Below are 14,708 nucleotides of genomic sequence, written 5' to 3'. Positions count from 1 at the left end.
CAATGTGGCACGCCACAGTCCTTACGCTGTTTCCGGAGATGTTTCCCGGCCCGCTCGGTATCAGCTTGGCTGGTCGGGCGCTGGCGACAGGCCTCTGGGCGCTGGACGCAAAGGACATCCGTGCTGCGGCCACTGATCGACACCGCAGCGTTGACGATACCCCGGCGGGCGGTGGCCCCGGTATGGTGCTGCGGGCAGACGTGCTAGCGGCCGCTATCGACGCCGCAGACACTTCAACGGAACGACCGAAACTGCTGATGAGCCCGCGCGGTCGGCCACTGACCCAGTCGCGGGTCGCCGAGCTGGCTGCGGGCCCCGGTCCTCTGATCGTGTGTGGCCGGTTCGAAGGGATCGACCAGCGGGTGATTGATGCCCGAGAGCTCCAGGAAGTCTCGATCGGGGATTACGTCCTATCCGGGGGCGAAATCGCCGCAATGGCGCTCATTGACGCTTGCGTGCGGCTTCTGCCGGGGGTCATGGGCAAGCTATCCTCCGGAACCGACGAGAGTTTTTCTGACGGACTGCTCGAATACCCGCAATATACCCGCCCGCAGGTCTTCGAGGACCGGACGGTTCCCGAGATTCTCGTTTCCGGCGACCATGCCAAAATCGACGCTTGGCGGCGGGCCGAGGCGGAAGCCCTGACCCGAACCAGGCGCCCGGATCTCTGGACCGCCTATCAGGGTCGAAACGCCCCCTCGGGGCGACGAAAAAACACGACGGAAGGGTGACAACCCCTTCTCTTTCGCGTATATGAGCGGCCAATCCGTGCACGTGCTGGATACGAATTTCCTGCGCAGCCCCTTCGGGCGCGCCGCCGATGGAGTTTTGCGATGGACATCATTCAACAGCTCAACCAAGAGCAGCTCGAGAAGCTTTCCGCCGGAAAGACGATTCCGGAGTTCGGACCGGGCGACACGATCATCGTGAACGTCAAGGTCAAGGAAGGTGAGCGTACGCGCGTGCAGGCCTATGAAGGCGTCTGCATCGGCCGCAGCGGCGGTGGCATCAATGAGAGCTTCACCGTTCGCAAGATTTCGTATGGCGAAGGCGTAGAGCGTGTGTTTCCGATCTACTCGCCGAACATCGACTCGATCAAGCTCGTGCGTCGCGGCAAGGTGCGTCGCGCCAAGCTGTATTACCTGCGTGGCCTGCGCGGCAAGTCGGCGCGCATCGTCGAGAAGCAGGACAATCGTCAGGCCGCAGCTGCAGCCGAGTAATCGCTGAAAAATTCGGGAATGCAAAAAGCGCGGCTCTGCCGCGCTTTTTTGTTGGAAGCTAGTGTTCCGGTTCTGACATTCGTATCACTTCGCAGCGGGCACTTTGCGAATGTCAGAACCAAAGAAACACTAGCAAAAATATGAATCTAGTGCGGTTATGGATCTGACGTTCGTATCACGGACTCGCGGTCAATACTGATACGAACGTCAGATCCACCGCACTAGGTGTCGCATTATTTCGACGACAGCGGTCCGTTCATGATCCAGCGATGGCCGAACGGATCACGGATAATCGCCGTACGCGTCCCCCAGAACGAGTGTGTCGGCGTCAGCTCGCCTTTTGCGCCAAGCTTGGTCGCCCGCGCGAATGTTGTATCCACCTCGTCGGCCGTCGCGAATTCAAGACTGACCGACATGGTGACCGGCTCTCCCGGGAGAGGCGTCCGGGAACTTCCGAATTCGGGAAAGGCGTCAGCCACGAAAACTGAGGCGCCATTGATTTCCAGCTCGCAGTGCATGATCCGCATGCCATCGAGCGCCGGCATCAGTGCCTTTTGCCTCGCATCAAAAGCAGCGGTGTAGAAGGTGATGGCCCCGGCAGCGGGCGAAACGGTCAGGTAGGGAGCGACCGGCGGGCGTGGGGACATTGTGCGGCCTTGCGTAGCTAATATCTACTTAGAATACTTTTACCTTCGGGTTTAAGCGAGTAAAAAGCCACACCAAATTGGCGCCGCAGGCGCATCACGCACACCATCGGACGACCCTCAAAATGGCAAAACCGACCACCCTGTACGACAAGATCTGGAACGATCATCTGGTTGACGAGCAGCCCGACGGCACCTGCCTGCTCTACATCGATCGGCATCTTGTCCACGAGGTGACGTCGCCGCAGGCGTTCGAGGGATTGCGCTCATCTGGCCGCAAGGTTCGCGCGCCAAACAAAACCCTCGCCGTGGTCGATCACAATGTCCCGACCACCGACCGCTCCAAGCCCAATCCTGATCCGGAGAGCGCCGAGCAGATCGCCACGCTGGCCGAGAATGCACGCGAATTTGGCGTCGAGTACTTCAACGAATACGACAAGCGTCAGGGCATCGTGCACGTCATCGGACCTGAGCAGGGCTTCACCTTGCCCGGCACCACGATTGTCTGCGGCGATAGCCACACGTCGACACACGGTGCATTCGGTGCGTTGGCACACGGCATCGGCACATCGGAAGTCGAACACGTGCTCGCAACGCAGACGCTGATCCAGAAGAAAGCCAAGAACATGCGCGCAATCGTCGACGGCAAGCTGCCGGACGGCGTGACCGCGAAGGACATCATCCTGGCGATCATCGGCGAGATCGGCACAGCAGGCGGCACCGGCTATGTGCTGGAATACGCCGGCGACGCGATCCGCGCGCTGACCATGGAGGGCCGCATGACGGTCTGCAACATGTCGATCGAAGGCGGCGCGCGCGCGGGCCTGATTGCGCCGGACGAGAAGGCGTATGAATTCCTGAAAGGTCGTCCGATGTCGCCGACAGGCGCGGCATGGGATGCCGCGGTGCGTTACTGGGAAACGCTGCGCACGGATGAAGGCGCACACTTCGATGCGGAAATCCGCCTCGATGCCGCCAAGCTGCCTCCGATCGTGACCTGGGGTACCTCGCCGGAAGACGTGGCGTCGATCGCTGGCTTTGTGCCGGATCCCGCGAAGATCGAAGACGAAGCCAAGCGTCTCTCGAAGCAGCGCGCTCTCGACTATATGGGCCTGAAGGCCGGCACGAAGATCACCGATATCAAGCTCGATCGCATCTTCATCGGCTCATGCACCAACGGCCGTATCGAGGATCTTCGCGCGGCTGCGAAGATCGCCGCGGGCCACACCGTCAATGGCCACGTCAACGCGATGATCGTGCCGGGTTCAGGTCTCGTGAAAGAGCAGGCCGAAGCGGAAGGTCTCGACAAGATCTTCATCAAGGCTGGATTCGAATGGCGCGAACCAGGCTGCTCTATGTGCCTTGCGATGAACCCCGACAAGCTGGCGCCGGAAGAGCGTTGCGCGTCGACTTCGAACCGCAACTTCGAAGGACGTCAGGGCCACAAGGGCCGCACTCACTTGGTGTCGCCTGCCATGGCCGCTGCAGCCGCGATTGCGGGTCACTTCGTCGATATTCGTGAGTGGCCTTCGGCTTAATCGCTCAAAACAAATCACAAAAAAACAGGCGCTCATTAGAGCGCCTGTTTTGTTTTCAAAGCGTTTCGAGCGAAGTGGCGCGCCTAGTGCCGCGGATTTGAAGTTCTTCCGAATGAAGCGGCGGGCTCGATGAAGAACTTCAAATCCAAAAGCGGCACTAGCATTACAGACTTGCTAGTGCCCTTTGATTCCGAAGTTCGCATCCGAACAAGCCGCAAGCCTGTGCGAACTTCGGAATCGGGACACTAGTTCGCGTGAAGAAAGCGCGTTAGTTCTAAAAGATCAGAAGCGGAAGCCGAACCCGAAGCCTGGTCCGTAGAAGCGCGGACCATAGCCGTATCCGCCGTAACCGTAATAAGGATAAGGCCGGTAGTAGTACGGACGATAGCCGTAATAGGGCCGAGAATATCCGTAGGGGCGGTAGTACGGGCGATAATAGGGCCGGTAATACGGACGGTAGTACCGCCGATAGTAAGGACGATGATAGCCACGGTAATAGCGGCGTGCGCTGATATCCGTCGATCGCGTCTCGGCCAGTCTTGCGTCATAGCCTGGCGATACTGTCGCAACTGGCGGCGCAGCGCTGGCAGGCACAAGCGAAACCCAACCAACGAATGAAAGAGCGGCAGCAACAACCGCGGCTCCCACAAACTTCCTCATTTCAACTCTCCTTCCGGTCTATCTCAACACGTCAGAAGCAACGCACGTTACCTACAGACGCGCACGCCCGATCATCAAATCCAGCGGCGATGGTGGTGGTGATGACGGTGCCATCCGTGATGACGACGGTGCCAGCCATGATGGCGATGCCAGCGATGATGATGCCAGCGGCGGTGATGGTGATGACGACGCCAGTGCACAGCCGTCGTGAAATCACCTGCGTGCTGTGTTGTCGCGGCAGATGCGGGGTTGGCAAGTGACAGCGCTTGGGCGCCTTCGGATGGCATCGCGAACGCCAGCAAGCCAGCGACAACCGCAAGACCAAAAAATTTCCTGAGACTCATCTTGATTGTTCTCCCTTCAAGCAGAGCAGTCGCTGCAGGCTAGGAAAGGAGACGTGAATGCGACGTGAATACTATCGCCGCAAAGATGAACACATCGGCAGAGAGTGTCGTAAAGCTTTCACATCTCTGAATGCGTTGGAGCGGATTTGAAGCGTATATCGCTTGTAAAAAGCGCCGAACATATTTTGGATATCGATGGCAAGGTGCCACACACGTTCGCGCGAAAATTTGATCCGCGTCTATATGTATCAGCCGCTCCAGTAGCAACGCATGCGTGGCACAACGACGGTGCCGCTCGGCCGATATTCCTGCTCGTACCAAGCATTGCAGATCCGTACAGAGTTTGGGCCCGGTTGGCTGGAGCTGGACCCACCGTAAACCGGAACGCGGCGCGCGCGCCGGAGCACTTTGCGGCTCTGAGCTGAAAATTCCTCGGCGGTCAGTTTCGTGACGGCGGGGGAAACCTCTTCGCCGGCAGATGCGATGCGGGCCCCAGAGGGCGCAGCCAAAAACAGCCCAGCCAAAGCGGCTCCGAGGATGATCGATGTCCGCGTCATCATGCGTCTTCCTGTCCCATCTCCACTCTGGGTGGAGCCGGAAACTCTCCGATTGCGACCTTTACGTCAACTCCGGGACAGCCATCCGGAGCGTTTCCGCCCCTTGGACTTCCCGCGCAGGCCTTCTAAACAGGAGTGCATGTGGCCGTCCGCAAAGTCACCGACCCTCGCTGAGATGGAAGGCATGGCGCACGATGCATTCGCGCGGCTGCCAAAGCATTTTCGTGATCTGTGCGCGGGCGTAATCATTCAGGTGGACGACTTTCCGTCAGATGACGTGCTGCGCGAAATGAAGGCCGAAAGCGAATTCGACCTGCTCGGCCTGTTTCAGGGCGTTGGACTGCCGTTCCGCAGCGACAGCGATGTTGCCCCTATGCCGAATATGATCTGGCTCTATCGTCGCCCCATCTTGGATTACTGGGCCGAGCACGACGAAACGCTCGGCCAAATTGTGACCCACGTGCTGATTCATGAGATCGGTCACCATTTCGGGCTGTCCGACGACGATATGGAAGCCATCGAAGCGGCCGCAGGGTAGAGTTTCTAGTTTTGACGCGTTTTCTTCACGCGAACCGGTAGCCTTCGCTCGAAAACGCTTTAGCCTGCATCGCATGCCGAGGGGCCGGAACGGCGCCCTTTTGCCGAACGGGTGCGGGACGAAGCACAAGATTTCGCGGTGCTATTCCCCAGCTTCTGACGCTCGCAGACGCCCCCCATAATAACCGCAGCAGATATGCAGTCCCGCGCATCTTTGAACATGCAAACCGGGTTGTCGCGGTCGAGGTCGCGCCGGCACCAAATGTCCGCGCTTGCCCCCGAAATCGACAGCGAGAGGGCGGTTCCAGCCGCGCAAGCAGCCAAACTCCCCCGGAAAAACGCCCGCGCCATGGCCATAAGACAATCCTCATTCGGCTTTGATGGCTTGACGGCCATAATGATATATCTATGAAAACAGGCGAAACCGCAGCTGGTTCACGGGATAGATATGGACAAATTCACCACCCTCGAAGGCGTTGCCGCACCCCTCAAGATCATCAATGTCGACACCGACATGATCATCCCGAAGCAATACCTCAAGACCATCAAGCGCACCGGTCTTGGTAAGGGTCTGTTTTCCGAGCAGCGCTACCAGGACGACGGCAGCGAAAATCCGGATTTCATCCTCAACAAGTCCGCCTATCGCAAGGCGAAAATTCTGGTGGCCGGCGATAATTTCGGTTGCGGTTCGAGCCGTGAGCACGCGCCGTGGGCGCTCGGCGACTTCGGCATCCGCTGCGTCATCTCGACGTCGTTCGGCGATATTTTCTACAACAACTGCTTCAAGAACGGCATTCTGCCGATCCGCGTCTCCCAAGATGACCTCGACAAGCTGTTCGACGACGCCGATCGCGGCTCGAACGCAACGCTGACAGTCGACCTCGAGAAGCAGGAAATCCGTGGTCCCGACGGCGGCACGCTCAAGTTCGAGATCGATCCGTTCCGCAAGCACTGCCTGCTTAATGGTCTCGACGACATCGGCCTGACGATGGAAAAGAGCAAGTCGATCGACGTGTTCGAGACGAAAGAACGAGCCGAGCGACCCTGGCTGTAAGCAAAACAGATCACTCAACGTGAAAATGGCCGGGGAAACCCGGCCATTTTTGTTTGAGATGGAATGTCTCGCGTTTCGCTTCAGTGCACCTTCAAAGCTGCGATCGCATCGGTGATAGCGACAGTGCGCTTAGCCATTTCGACGTGCAAACGTTCGACCATCTGTCCATCGAGCTGAACGACGCCCTTATTGACGTTTTCAGGCAGCTCGAACACGCCCATAATCTTGCGTGCGCGCGCAACTTCATCCGCTGGCGGCGTGTAAGTGGCGTTGGCGGCATCGATCTGCCCCGGATGAATCAGCGTCTTGCCATCGAATCCCATATCGCGGCCCTGCGCGCATTCCTTGGCGAAGCCTGCGATGTCGTTGATGTCGTTATAAGGGCCGTCCAGCATTTCCACGCCGTAGGCGCGAGCTGCCATGATGCAGTGAGAAAACAGCGGGATCATTGCTGCGCGGCCAGGCAGCATCCGCATGCGCGTTTCACGCGCGATGTCATTCGGCCCCATCACGAAGGCCTCGAGACGCTTGTCACCCTCACGGGCCTGCGCTGCGATCTGCTGCACGGAGAGCACTGCCAGCGGCGTCTCGATCATCGCCCAGATGCGGACGGCAGGATCTGCGTTAAGTTTACGGAGCTCGCTTTCAACCTTCTTGATGTCCTCAGGGGTCGAAATTTTGGGGACCAGGATCGCATCCGGCTGCGCTTTGGCAGCCATGGCCAGATCGTCCTGCCACCACTCTGTCTCCAGATTGTTGATGCGGATGATGATTTCGCGCTTGCCGAAACCTTTCGCAGCAACTGCAGCCGCTATCTGCTCCCGCGCGGCTGCTTTGGCGTCCGGCGCGACCGAGTCCTCAAGATCCAGAATGATGCTGTCGGCGGGGAGATTGCGGGCTTTTTCAAGCGCCCGCGCATTGGAGCCCGGCATGAACAAAACACTGCGACGCGGACGAAACATGGCTATTTCCTGTAAGATGAGATCGGAACGCGATACCACTTCGGCGCGCGGTCCGGAAGGCTTGTTCAAAAGCGTGGCATATGGTTAGCCACGTTTGCAGCAATCCGCGAGGTGCCCATGTCGTCTTTTCCCGAACGTCTGATCTCCGGCTATCAATCCTTCGCCACCCAACGCCTGCCGATGGAGCAGTCTCGCTACCGCGAGTTGTCCCAGGACGGACAATCCCCCGAAACGATGGTGATCGGCTGCTGCGATTCCCGCGTGTCCCCTGAGGTGATTTTTGACGTCGGCCCGGGAGAACTGTTCGTCGTACGCAACGTCGCCAATCTCGTGCCGCCCTACGCACCCGACGGCGCCGCGCATGGCGTTTCGGCCGCGCTGGAATTCGCGGTGCAGGTGCTGCACGTCAAACACATTGTCGTGCTGGGACACGCCCAGTGCGGCGGTGTGAAGGCGCTGGTTCAGGATTCAGCACCGCTGTCACCGGGCGATTTCATCGGCAAATGGATGTCTCTCCTTGAGCCGACGCTGGAGGAAACGGCACGCGGGCGTAACGAAGATCTGCAGGATTTCATCACACGCCTGGAGAAAAAAGCCGTCTCAACCAGCCTCAAGAACCTGATGACATTTCCTTGCGTGAAGATCCTTGTCGAACGCGGCAAGCTCCACCTACACGGCGCCTATTTTGGTGTCGCGAAAGGATCGCTGTCTGTCCTCGACCAATCAAATGGCGAGTTCCACGCGGTGAAACCTGCATAGCGAGAGGCATCGCGCATTTAGTTTCAATGCGCGGCTTTTCTCGAATTGCCATGATCGCCCCCGAGGCGATCCGACCACGCAATCAGCAGGGTCGACAGCACGAAGACCACGTGAATGCCGGCAAGCCAAGCTAGTTTCTGGGTATCAAACGTCGCGTCGATATTCATGAACGCCTTCAGCACCTGGATGGCTGAAATGGCAACGATCGACGCCAGCAACTTCTGTTTGAGCCCGGCAAAATCCACCTTGGTCATCCATTCCGGCCAGTCCGGATGACCGCGTGGATCGATCCGCGACACGAAATTCTCGTAGCCTGAAAACACGACGATGAGGATGAGATTGCCGGTCAGGCACACATCGATCAGTGACAGCACGCCGAGGATGATGTCCGACTCTTTGGCCGACGGTGCGTGCACAATAAATTCGATCAGAATCTCAATGAACTTGTAGAGCAGCACAGCAAGACTGACGACAAGACCGAAATAGAACGGCGCCATCAACCAGCGGCTGTTAAACAACACGGCCTCAAACGTGAGTTCTGCACGCTTGAGGCCGGAGTTGGGTTGATCGTCCGATGCTGAGGGCCTGTGATCCGATGGCGTTTCTGTCATCTGATCGGCCCTATCTGTTTACGCCGCTTTTTTCTTCGGCTGCAGCAGCTTGCGGTTGACGAGGCATTCCGCGATCTGGATCGCGTTGAGCGCCGCGCCCTTGCGCAGGTTGTCGGAAACACACCACAGCACAAGGCCGTTCTCCACTGTCGCATCTTCGCGGATGCGGCTGATGTAGGTGGCATCTTCGCCCGCACATTCGTACGGCGTGGCGTAACCACCCGGCTCACGCTTGTCGATCACAAGGCAACCTGGCGCCTTACGCAGGATGTCGCGGGCTTCATCGACAGAGATCGGCTTCTCGAACTCGATATTAATCGCTTCTGAGTGGCCGATGAACACCGGCACGCGCACGCAGGTGGCGGAGAGCTTGATCTTGGGGTCGAGAATCTTCTTGGTCTCGGCCATCATCTTCCACTCTTCCTTCGTGTAGCCATCCTCCATGAACACGTCGATCTGAGGGATGACATTGAAGGCGATACGCTTCGGGAATTTCTTATTGACCAGTTCGCTATTGGTGTAGACGGCCTTGGTTTGCGAGAACAACTCGTCCATCGCATCCTTGCCCGCGCCCGACACGGACTGATAGGTCGAAACCACGACGCGCTTGATGGTTGCCGCGTCATGAAGCGGCTTCAGTGCAACGACGAGCTGCGCCGTCGAGCAATTCGGGTTGGCGATGATGCCGCGCTTTGTGAAGCCGGCAACGGCATCCGCATTCACCTCAGGCACGATCAGCGGCACGTCCGAATCGTAGCGCCATGCGGACGAGTTATCGATCACCACAGCGCCCGCGGCCGCGATCTTCGGCGACCACTCCTTCGAGACTTCGCCGCCCGCCGACATCAGGCAGATATCGACATCGCTGAAATCATAATTTTCGAGAGCTTTGACTTTGAGAGTCCGATCGCCGTACGAGACTTCGACGCCGGTGCTGCGGCGTGATGCCAGCGCCACGACCTCATCGGCCGGGAAGCTGCGTTCGTCCAGAATGTTGAGCATTTCCCGGCCTACATTGCCGGTCGCTCCCACACAGGCCACCTTGTAACCCATCATTGACTCTCCGAAGAAAAAAGCTTCGCCCCCGCCGTCTGCGGAAAGGGAAGAGGCAGCGCTTCTATGCGAAAAACGGCGCAAATACAACGCAGAAGCGATGTCGAATCACTCTAGCTCAGCTGTGAAGCGGATGAAATCCGCATCCGGACGGGAACAGCGACGCCGTTTCAGGAAGCAGAACGCGCCGCATGTCTCCGATCGCTATCGATCAAGTTCCAGATACTTCCGCCATTCATCCAGCCCTCCGTAGCTTCGCCCTCAGGCGACGCGAGGTCATTGTGCGATTGATGGCCTACTGTTCGGGACTGGCCGTGCTCACTGCGATTCTCGCAGACCTGTTTTTCGCAGCTCCCGCCGAAACCGAGATGGTACGGCCCTCCTTGCGCGGCTGGACACCGGCCAGCCGGCCACATCCGGCCTTTGCTGTCAGCCACCTGGATTTGGTCAAGAAAACAGGCAGTTATGATATTCTTCGGCATCCCCAAGGGGGCCGTAAGGACATTTTGCGCTGGTCTGCCAGCGCCGACGAACCGCCAACAGCTGAAATTGAGATTTATCGGCCGGGCAACGAACTTGGCGCGTTTGCCGCCCCGAATGCCGATCTTGGCTCGCGCATGGGCCCCGCCGGCCAAGGAGAAGCGCAGACGGCCGGCATCATCGATACCAAATTCGGGCCGGTTGACCTGCTCCGGTTCAGCGGTGCTCCCGCTGCAAGCCAGGCATGTCTCGGCTTCGTGAAGACCTTTGAAGCCCCCAAAGTCCGGCTGAGCGGCTGGTCCTGTCATGCCAGCTCTGCAAGTGCGCAACGCATTTTCTTAGGCTGCGCGCTGAATCGCCTGACTCTGCTGTCAGCGGGCAACGACCCCAAAATGGCCGAACTGTTTGCACGGGCCGAATTGCGGCGTTCGGATTGTGCCGCGGCAGCCTCCTCGACGGACTGGGCAACTGGCCCACAGGAGCCCGTTCTCAGGGGCAGCATCTAACGCCCTGTCATTCATGAAACATTTTCGACGCCCGGCCCTTTATTGTGCGTAAGTGTGGCCCATTTCACCTTGTGGGGCCGCGACCGGAACGGCTAAATAAGATCCAAATTTGGAATCCCGTGAGGACATGATGGCTTTGAAGATTTCTGGCGCAAAAACTTGGGCGGTCCTGCTCGCCACCGCAGCTGTTGCGGCGATCAGCCTTGGCGCCCCCGAAGCCAGCGCACAACCCCGCAGGCAGAATGTTGAGGGCAGCCAGACCTATGACGGTCCGCCCCGCAAACCGCAGAACTATTCCTACAAGTCCGGCCGCACCCGCGTGTACATCACCCGTCGCTCGTGGCTCGACGCCGGTACCGAGGTGGTACCTGGTGAACGCAAGTTCACTGACTACGCTTTCCCGCCGGGCTACAACTACGGCAAGCATATCGATCCTCAGTACATGAACCGCCGTCCGGTCGGCGATCAGTGGGACACGGGCCTTCCGACGCAGTTTCCGCTGTACTGATTTTCATTCGATTCCAACGCAAAATGCCCGGCTCACCGCCGGGCATTTTCGTATCAACTGGTAAGCTAGTGGTCCGATTCTAACGTTCGCATCCCGTCTCGGCGGGCACTCTTGCGAACGTTAGAATCGAAAGACCACTAGCAAATATAAGATTCTAGCGGAGCTTTGGGATTTGACGTTCGCATCGCGAATTCGCGGCAAGCAGGGTAGCGAACATCAAATCCGCTCCGCTAGCCGCCAATTATGCCGTGAGCGCCTCAAGCTCGCCAATGATGGCTTCGCCCATCTGCGAGGTACTGACCACCTTCGAGCCTTCGGACTTGATATCGCCGGTGCGCAGACCCTTGGCCAACGTGGAGGCGATCGCCTTGTCGATGAGATCCGCTTCCTTTTGCATGTCGAACGAATAGCGCAGCGCCATGCCGAACGATGTGAGCATCGCGACGGGATTCGCGAGACCCTTGCCGGCGATATCCGGCGCCGAACCGTGCACCGGCTCATACAGCGCCTTGCGTTTCTTGGTCTTGGGATCGACCTCGCCAAGCGAGGCCGACGGCAACATGCCGAGCGAGCCGGTGAGCATCGCCGCGATATCCGAGAGGATGTCGCCAAACAGGTTGTCGGTCACGATGACATCGAACTGCTTTGGCTGGCGCACCAGCTGCATGGCGCCTGAGTCTGCGAGCTGATGCTCGAGCGCGACGTCCTTGTATTCACGCTGATGAACCTGCGTCACGACCTCGTTCCACAACACGCCACTCTTCATGACGTTGCGCTTTTCCATCGAGGTGACTTTGTTGTTTCGCTTGCGCGCAAGCTCGAATGCGACGCGAGAAATGCGCTCGATCTCGTAAGTATCATAGACTTGCGTATCGACTGCACGCTTCTGGCCGTTGCCAAGATCGGTAATGGTCTTCGGCTCGCCGAAATACACACCGCCGGTGAGTTCACGCACGATCATGATGTCGAGGCCTTCGACAACATCGCGCTTCAGGCTCGATGAATCGGCAAGGGCCGGATAGCAGATCGCGGGGCGCAGGTTTGCGAACAGCGCCATGTCCTTGCGCAGCCGCAGCAACCCGGCTTCCGGCCGCACATCGTAAGGCACCGAATCCCATTTCGGGCCGCCAACCGCGCCGAAGATCACCGCATCCGCGGCCTGTGCCAGCGCCATGGTCGCATCAGTGATGGAAACCTTGTCGGCATCGTAGCTCGCACCACCCACCAGGCCGGTTTCGGTTTCGAAACGCGCGATGCCACGCTTGCCAAGCCAGTCAATCAGGCGCTTGACCTCCGCCATCACTTCAGTGCCGATACCGTCGCCGGGAAGAAGCAGCAGCTTATGGGTCGCCATATTCGATTGCCTTACAGGTTTCGTGGAATGTTCGCGCGAAGTGCTAAAACGCCGCTGCACTCTTGGCAAGACATCATTGCCACCCCGGCCAGCCGCGAAACCGGCAAGATTTTGGGGCAATCGGACCAATCACTCCCGAAAAGAGGCACGGTCCGATCAACTGATATCTCCCCGCACAACGCGAGGAGATATTATTTAAGCAAGGCTCTTCGGCTGATCTCTATCGCGTCACTCAATTCCAGGCTGCGCCGGCAATCTGCCGGACGGATACATTGAGCCGATTCCATACATTGATCAGCGCGATGGAGACGACCAGAACCGCAAGCGCCTGTTTGTCGTAGTGCTTCGCCGCCTCGTGCCAGATCGCATCCGGTACCGGATCGGCCTGATCCGCAATTCGGGTGACCGCTTCCGCGAGTGCCAGAGCGGCGCGTTCGGCGTCGTTAAAATAGGGCGTATCCCGCCACGCCGCGACCGCGAAAATTCGTTCGTCTTTCTCCCCGGCCTTCTTGAGTTCACGCGCGTGCATATCAACACACACGCCGCAACCATTGATCTGGCTCGCGCGCAGTTGGATGAGCTTATGCGTCGCATAGGGCACTCCGTCCTTTTCAATCGATTTGTTCAGGGCTTGCAGCGCCTGCAATGCGTCGGGAAGAACGAGGGCGGGGTTAGTGATTCGAGCTTGCATCATGATCTCCTGTTCGTCTTGCTGGACCAGGACGCCAAAAGCGTCCGGTTCCCATTCCAACGAATGGCCCCGAGAGCCTGTCACGTCGGCCACGGCTCATTCGTCAGGGCTATGACGAATGGCGATGAAGGAATGTGACCGATGGGCGAGACGAAAATTCTGGCAGAGCAATTTGAGGCCAATCGCAATCACTTGCGGGCTGTTGCCTACCGCATGCTCGGTTCCCCGAACGAAGCCGGCGACGCGATCCGAGAAGCATGGCTGAGTTTGAGCCGCGCCGACACCAGCGACGTCGCCAATTTCGGCGGCCGGCTGACCACGGTTGTCGCACGCACCTGTCTCGACAAGTTGCGATCCCGCAAATCACGGCGCGAAGAGTCTGTCGTCATTCCCGGCACGAAACGGGCATGACGTCCTTTAAACCAATTAGCTGCCGCTGAACGAGTTGTAGCCCTGATCTTCCCAGTAGCCACCCTTGTAATCATTGGTGACTTCCATCGAGACCACGTATTTCGGGTTCTTGAATCCGAGCTTGGTGGGCACGCGAATCTTCATCGGATAGCCGTAAGCGGTCGGCAATATCTCGTCGCCGAATTTGAAGGTCATCTGCGTCTGTGGATGCAGCGCCGTCGCCATATCGAGCGGGCTGTTGTAGCCGTCCTGATCGCCGCACTGGAACCAGCAATATTTCGCGCGGGTGTCGGCACCGATCAATTTCAGAAAGTGGCGCAAGGGTGTGCCAGTCCAGCTTCCGATCGCGCTCCAACCTTCCACGCAGATGTGACGCGTGATCTGTTTTTCCTGCGGCAGCTGATAAAGCTCCTCAAGCGTCCAGGACTTCTTGTTGTCGACCAGTCCACGAACCTCGAGCTTCCAGGTCTTGCCATCGATCTGGGGGGCCTCATCCTGAGAATAATAAGCGTTGAATGGGAACGGCCTGGTGATCGCACTTTCCGGATAGGTGGGCGCCAGCGTATTTGGATTGAACAACGCATGCTGCACGCCGTCGTTGAACTTGGAAATCTGCACCAGCAGCGATTCCGCGGAGAAGCTGTCGGTGACGTCACAGCCTGTCAGCATCGTCAATGCGCCGAGGCTTGCACCGCCCACAAGGAACCGGCGACGCGTTAAATCCGGCATCAGCTTCGTGGCATCCTTAACAAGCAGCTTCTTGTCGACGCCGGGGATGATGAGTTTGCGTTTAAGACCCATGATCGATGTCCTTTGAAA

At 58.5% G+C, this 14,708-nt stretch carries 18 protein-coding genes and 1 pseudogene; 9 read left to right on the top strand and 10 right to left on the bottom strand.

Translation table 11 applies throughout. The annotated features are described in order from the left end of the window. The first annotated feature begins 2 nt into the window (after positions 1–2). The gene (gene trmD, locus ACZ5C3_RS01480; RefSeq protein ID WP_464034719.1) at positions 3–731 is read left to right on the top strand and encodes a tRNA (guanosine(37)-N1)-methyltransferase TrmD; all 729 of its coding nucleotides are present in this window, start codon (positions 3–5) and stop codon (positions 729–731) included. 102 nt (positions 732–833) lie between these two features. After that, entirely contained in the window at positions 834–1,220 is a 387-nt protein-coding gene (rplS, locus tag ACZ5C3_RS01475; protein ID WP_464034718.1) for a 50S ribosomal protein L19, read from the top strand. A gap of 233 nt (positions 1,221–1,453) precedes the next feature. Here rplS and ACZ5C3_RS01470 read toward each other — a convergent pair whose 3' ends face one another. After that, on the bottom strand, positions 1,454–1,867 hold the full coding sequence (locus ACZ5C3_RS01470; RefSeq protein WP_464034717.1) for a VOC family protein: 414 nt from the start codon (positions 1,865–1,867) through the stop codon (positions 1,454–1,456). Positions 1,868–1,989: 122 nt separating this feature from the next. Between ACZ5C3_RS01470 and leuC the strand changes: the two genes are divergently transcribed. Then, positions 1,990–3,402 carry a 3-isopropylmalate dehydratase large subunit gene (gene leuC / locus ACZ5C3_RS01465; RefSeq protein ID WP_464034716.1) on the top strand — a complete coding sequence of 471 codons (1,413 nt, stop codon included), beginning with the start codon at positions 1,990–1,992 and terminating at the stop codon, positions 3,400–3,402. Between the two features lie 282 nt (positions 3,403–3,684). Here leuC and ACZ5C3_RS01460 read toward each other — a convergent pair whose 3' ends face one another. From ACZ5C3_RS01460 to ACZ5C3_RS01450, 3 genes are all read right to left on the bottom strand, one after another. After that, on the bottom strand, positions 3,685–4,062 hold the full coding sequence (locus ACZ5C3_RS01460) for a hypothetical protein (protein ID WP_464034715.1): 378 nt from the start codon (positions 4,060–4,062) through the stop codon (positions 3,685–3,687). Positions 4,063–4,093: 31 nt separating this feature from the next. Further along, entirely contained in the window at positions 4,094–4,318 is a 225-nt protein-coding gene (locus tag ACZ5C3_RS01455; protein WP_464034714.1) for a hypothetical protein, read from the bottom strand. A gap of 336 nt (positions 4,319–4,654) precedes the next feature. Beyond that, a complete protein-coding gene (locus ACZ5C3_RS01450; RefSeq protein ID WP_464044453.1) occupies positions 4,655–4,966 on the bottom strand; it encodes a hypothetical protein in 312 nt (103 codons plus the stop codon). Between the two features lie 136 nt (positions 4,967–5,102). Here ACZ5C3_RS01450 and ACZ5C3_RS01445 point away from each other — a divergent pair, with 136 nt between their 5' ends. Then, positions 5,103–5,501, top strand: coding sequence for a metallopeptidase family protein (locus tag ACZ5C3_RS01445; RefSeq protein WP_464038468.1), 399 nt, complete (start codon positions 5,103–5,105; stop codon positions 5,499–5,501). A 447-nt stretch (positions 5,502–5,948) separates the two neighbouring features. Then, entirely contained in the window at positions 5,949–6,554 is a 606-nt protein-coding gene (leuD, locus tag ACZ5C3_RS01440; protein WP_464034711.1) for a 3-isopropylmalate dehydratase small subunit, read from the top strand. An 80-nt stretch (positions 6,555–6,634) separates the two neighbouring features. Here leuD and ACZ5C3_RS01435 read toward each other — a convergent pair whose 3' ends face one another. Next, the gene (locus ACZ5C3_RS01435) at positions 6,635–7,516 is read right to left on the bottom strand and encodes an HpcH/HpaI aldolase/citrate lyase family protein (protein WP_464044452.1); all 882 of its coding nucleotides are present in this window, start codon (positions 7,514–7,516) and stop codon (positions 6,635–6,637) included. Positions 7,517–7,633: 117 nt separating this feature from the next. On the opposite strand from ACZ5C3_RS01435, the gene ACZ5C3_RS01430 reads away from it, so the two are divergent. Then, positions 7,634–8,275 (top strand): carbonic anhydrase, encoded by a 642-nt coding sequence (locus ACZ5C3_RS01430; protein WP_464034709.1) that lies wholly within the window; start codon positions 7,634–7,636, stop codon positions 8,273–8,275. Positions 8,276–8,298: 23 nt separating this feature from the next. Here the strand turns inward: ACZ5C3_RS01430 and ACZ5C3_RS01425 are convergent, their stop codons facing one another. Together ACZ5C3_RS01425 and ACZ5C3_RS01420 are read right to left on the bottom strand one after the other, a co-directional pair. Next, a complete protein-coding gene (locus ACZ5C3_RS01425) occupies positions 8,299–8,886 on the bottom strand; it encodes a TIGR00645 family protein (protein WP_464034707.1) in 588 nt (195 codons plus the stop codon). An 18-nt stretch (positions 8,887–8,904) separates the two neighbouring features. After that, positions 8,905–9,939, bottom strand: coding sequence for an aspartate-semialdehyde dehydrogenase (locus tag ACZ5C3_RS01420; protein WP_464038467.1), 1,035 nt, complete (start codon positions 9,937–9,939; stop codon positions 8,905–8,907). Between the two features lie 191 nt (positions 9,940–10,130). Between ACZ5C3_RS01420 and ACZ5C3_RS01415 the strand changes: the two genes are divergently transcribed. Next, positions 10,131–10,925, top strand: coding sequence for a hypothetical protein (locus ACZ5C3_RS01415; protein ID WP_464034705.1), 795 nt, complete (start codon positions 10,131–10,133; stop codon positions 10,923–10,925). A gap of 130 nt (positions 10,926–11,055) precedes the next feature. Then, positions 11,056–11,433: a hypothetical protein gene (locus tag ACZ5C3_RS01410; RefSeq protein WP_464034703.1), complete on the top strand. Its 378-nt coding sequence runs from the start codon at positions 11,056–11,058 to the stop codon at positions 11,431–11,433. Positions 11,434–11,674: 241 nt separating this feature from the next. Here ACZ5C3_RS01410 and leuB read toward each other — a convergent pair whose 3' ends face one another. Together leuB and ACZ5C3_RS01400 are read right to left on the bottom strand one after the other, a co-directional pair. Continuing rightward, on the bottom strand, positions 11,675–12,787 hold the full coding sequence (leuB, locus tag ACZ5C3_RS01405) for a 3-isopropylmalate dehydrogenase (RefSeq protein ID WP_464034701.1): 1,113 nt from the start codon (positions 12,785–12,787) through the stop codon (positions 11,675–11,677). A 232-nt stretch (positions 12,788–13,019) separates the two neighbouring features. Further along, complete coding sequence (locus ACZ5C3_RS01400) at positions 13,020–13,478, bottom strand: carboxymuconolactone decarboxylase family protein (protein ID WP_464034700.1); 459 nt, start codon at positions 13,476–13,478, stop codon at positions 13,020–13,022. 141 nt (positions 13,479–13,619) lie between these two features. Between ACZ5C3_RS01400 and ACZ5C3_RS01395 the strand changes: the two are divergent. Beyond that, positions 13,620–13,871, top strand: a pseudogene (locus ACZ5C3_RS01395) (sigma factor); the annotation flags it as partial. Between the two features lie 33 nt (positions 13,872–13,904). On the opposite strand, the gene ACZ5C3_RS01390 reads toward ACZ5C3_RS01395, so the two are convergent. Next, entirely contained in the window at positions 13,905–14,690 is a 786-nt protein-coding gene (locus tag ACZ5C3_RS01390) for a molybdopterin-dependent oxidoreductase (protein WP_464034698.1), read from the bottom strand. Positions 14,691–14,708 lie beyond the last annotated feature (18 nt).

It is taken from the genome of Afipia dichlorophenoxyacetatis, from assembly GCF_055386385.1.
Note: the sequence above shows the minus strand (reverse complement) of the source record. Positions and strands in the feature narration are given on the sequence as shown.

Excerpts from the sequence above, each read along its gene's own strand:
- trmD (WP_464034719.1), top strand. The coding sequence starts at position 3 with ATGTGGCACGCCACAGTCCTTACGCTGTTTCCGGAGATGTTTCCCGGC.
- rplS (WP_464034718.1), top strand. The coding sequence starts at position 834 with ATGGACATCATTCAACAGCTCAACCAAGAGCAGCTCGAGAAGCTTTCC.
- ACZ5C3_RS01470 (WP_464034717.1), bottom strand. The coding sequence starts at position 1,867 with ATGTCCCCACGCCCGCCGGTCGCTCCCTACCTGACCGTTTCGCCCGCT.
- leuC (WP_464034716.1), top strand. The coding sequence starts at position 1,990 with ATGGCAAAACCGACCACCCTGTACGACAAGATCTGGAACGATCATCTG.
- ACZ5C3_RS01460 (WP_464034715.1), bottom strand. The coding sequence starts at position 4,062 with ATGAGGAAGTTTGTGGGAGCCGCGGTTGTTGCTGCCGCTCTTTCATTC.
- ACZ5C3_RS01450 (WP_464044453.1), bottom strand. The coding sequence starts at position 4,966 with ATGATGACGCGGACATCGATCATCCTCGGAGCCGCTTTGGCTGGGCTG.
- ACZ5C3_RS01445 (WP_464038468.1), top strand. The coding sequence starts at position 5,103 with ATGTGGCCGTCCGCAAAGTCACCGACCCTCGCTGAGATGGAAGGCATG.
- leuD (WP_464034711.1), top strand. The coding sequence starts at position 5,949 with ATGGACAAATTCACCACCCTCGAAGGCGTTGCCGCACCCCTCAAGATC.
- ACZ5C3_RS01435 (WP_464044452.1), bottom strand. The coding sequence starts at position 7,516 with ATGTTTCGTCCGCGTCGCAGTGTTTTGTTCATGCCGGGCTCCAATGCG.
- ACZ5C3_RS01430 (WP_464034709.1), top strand. The coding sequence starts at position 7,634 with ATGTCGTCTTTTCCCGAACGTCTGATCTCCGGCTATCAATCCTTCGCC.
- ACZ5C3_RS01425 (WP_464034707.1), bottom strand. The coding sequence starts at position 8,886 with ATGACAGAAACGCCATCGGATCACAGGCCCTCAGCATCGGACGATCAA.
- ACZ5C3_RS01420 (WP_464038467.1), bottom strand. The coding sequence starts at position 9,939 with ATGGGTTACAAGGTGGCCTGTGTGGGAGCGACCGGCAATGTAGGCCGG.
- ACZ5C3_RS01415 (WP_464034705.1), top strand. The coding sequence starts at position 10,131 with ATGTCTCCGATCGCTATCGATCAAGTTCCAGATACTTCCGCCATTCAT.
- ACZ5C3_RS01410 (WP_464034703.1), top strand. The coding sequence starts at position 11,056 with ATGGCTTTGAAGATTTCTGGCGCAAAAACTTGGGCGGTCCTGCTCGCC.
- leuB (WP_464034701.1), bottom strand. The coding sequence starts at position 12,787 with ATGGCGACCCATAAGCTGCTGCTTCTTCCCGGCGACGGTATCGGCACT.
- ACZ5C3_RS01400 (WP_464034700.1), bottom strand. The coding sequence starts at position 13,478 with ATGCAAGCTCGAATCACTAACCCCGCCCTCGTTCTTCCCGACGCATTG.
- ACZ5C3_RS01390 (WP_464034698.1), bottom strand. The coding sequence starts at position 14,690 with ATGGGTCTTAAACGCAAACTCATCATCCCCGGCGTCGACAAGAAGCTG.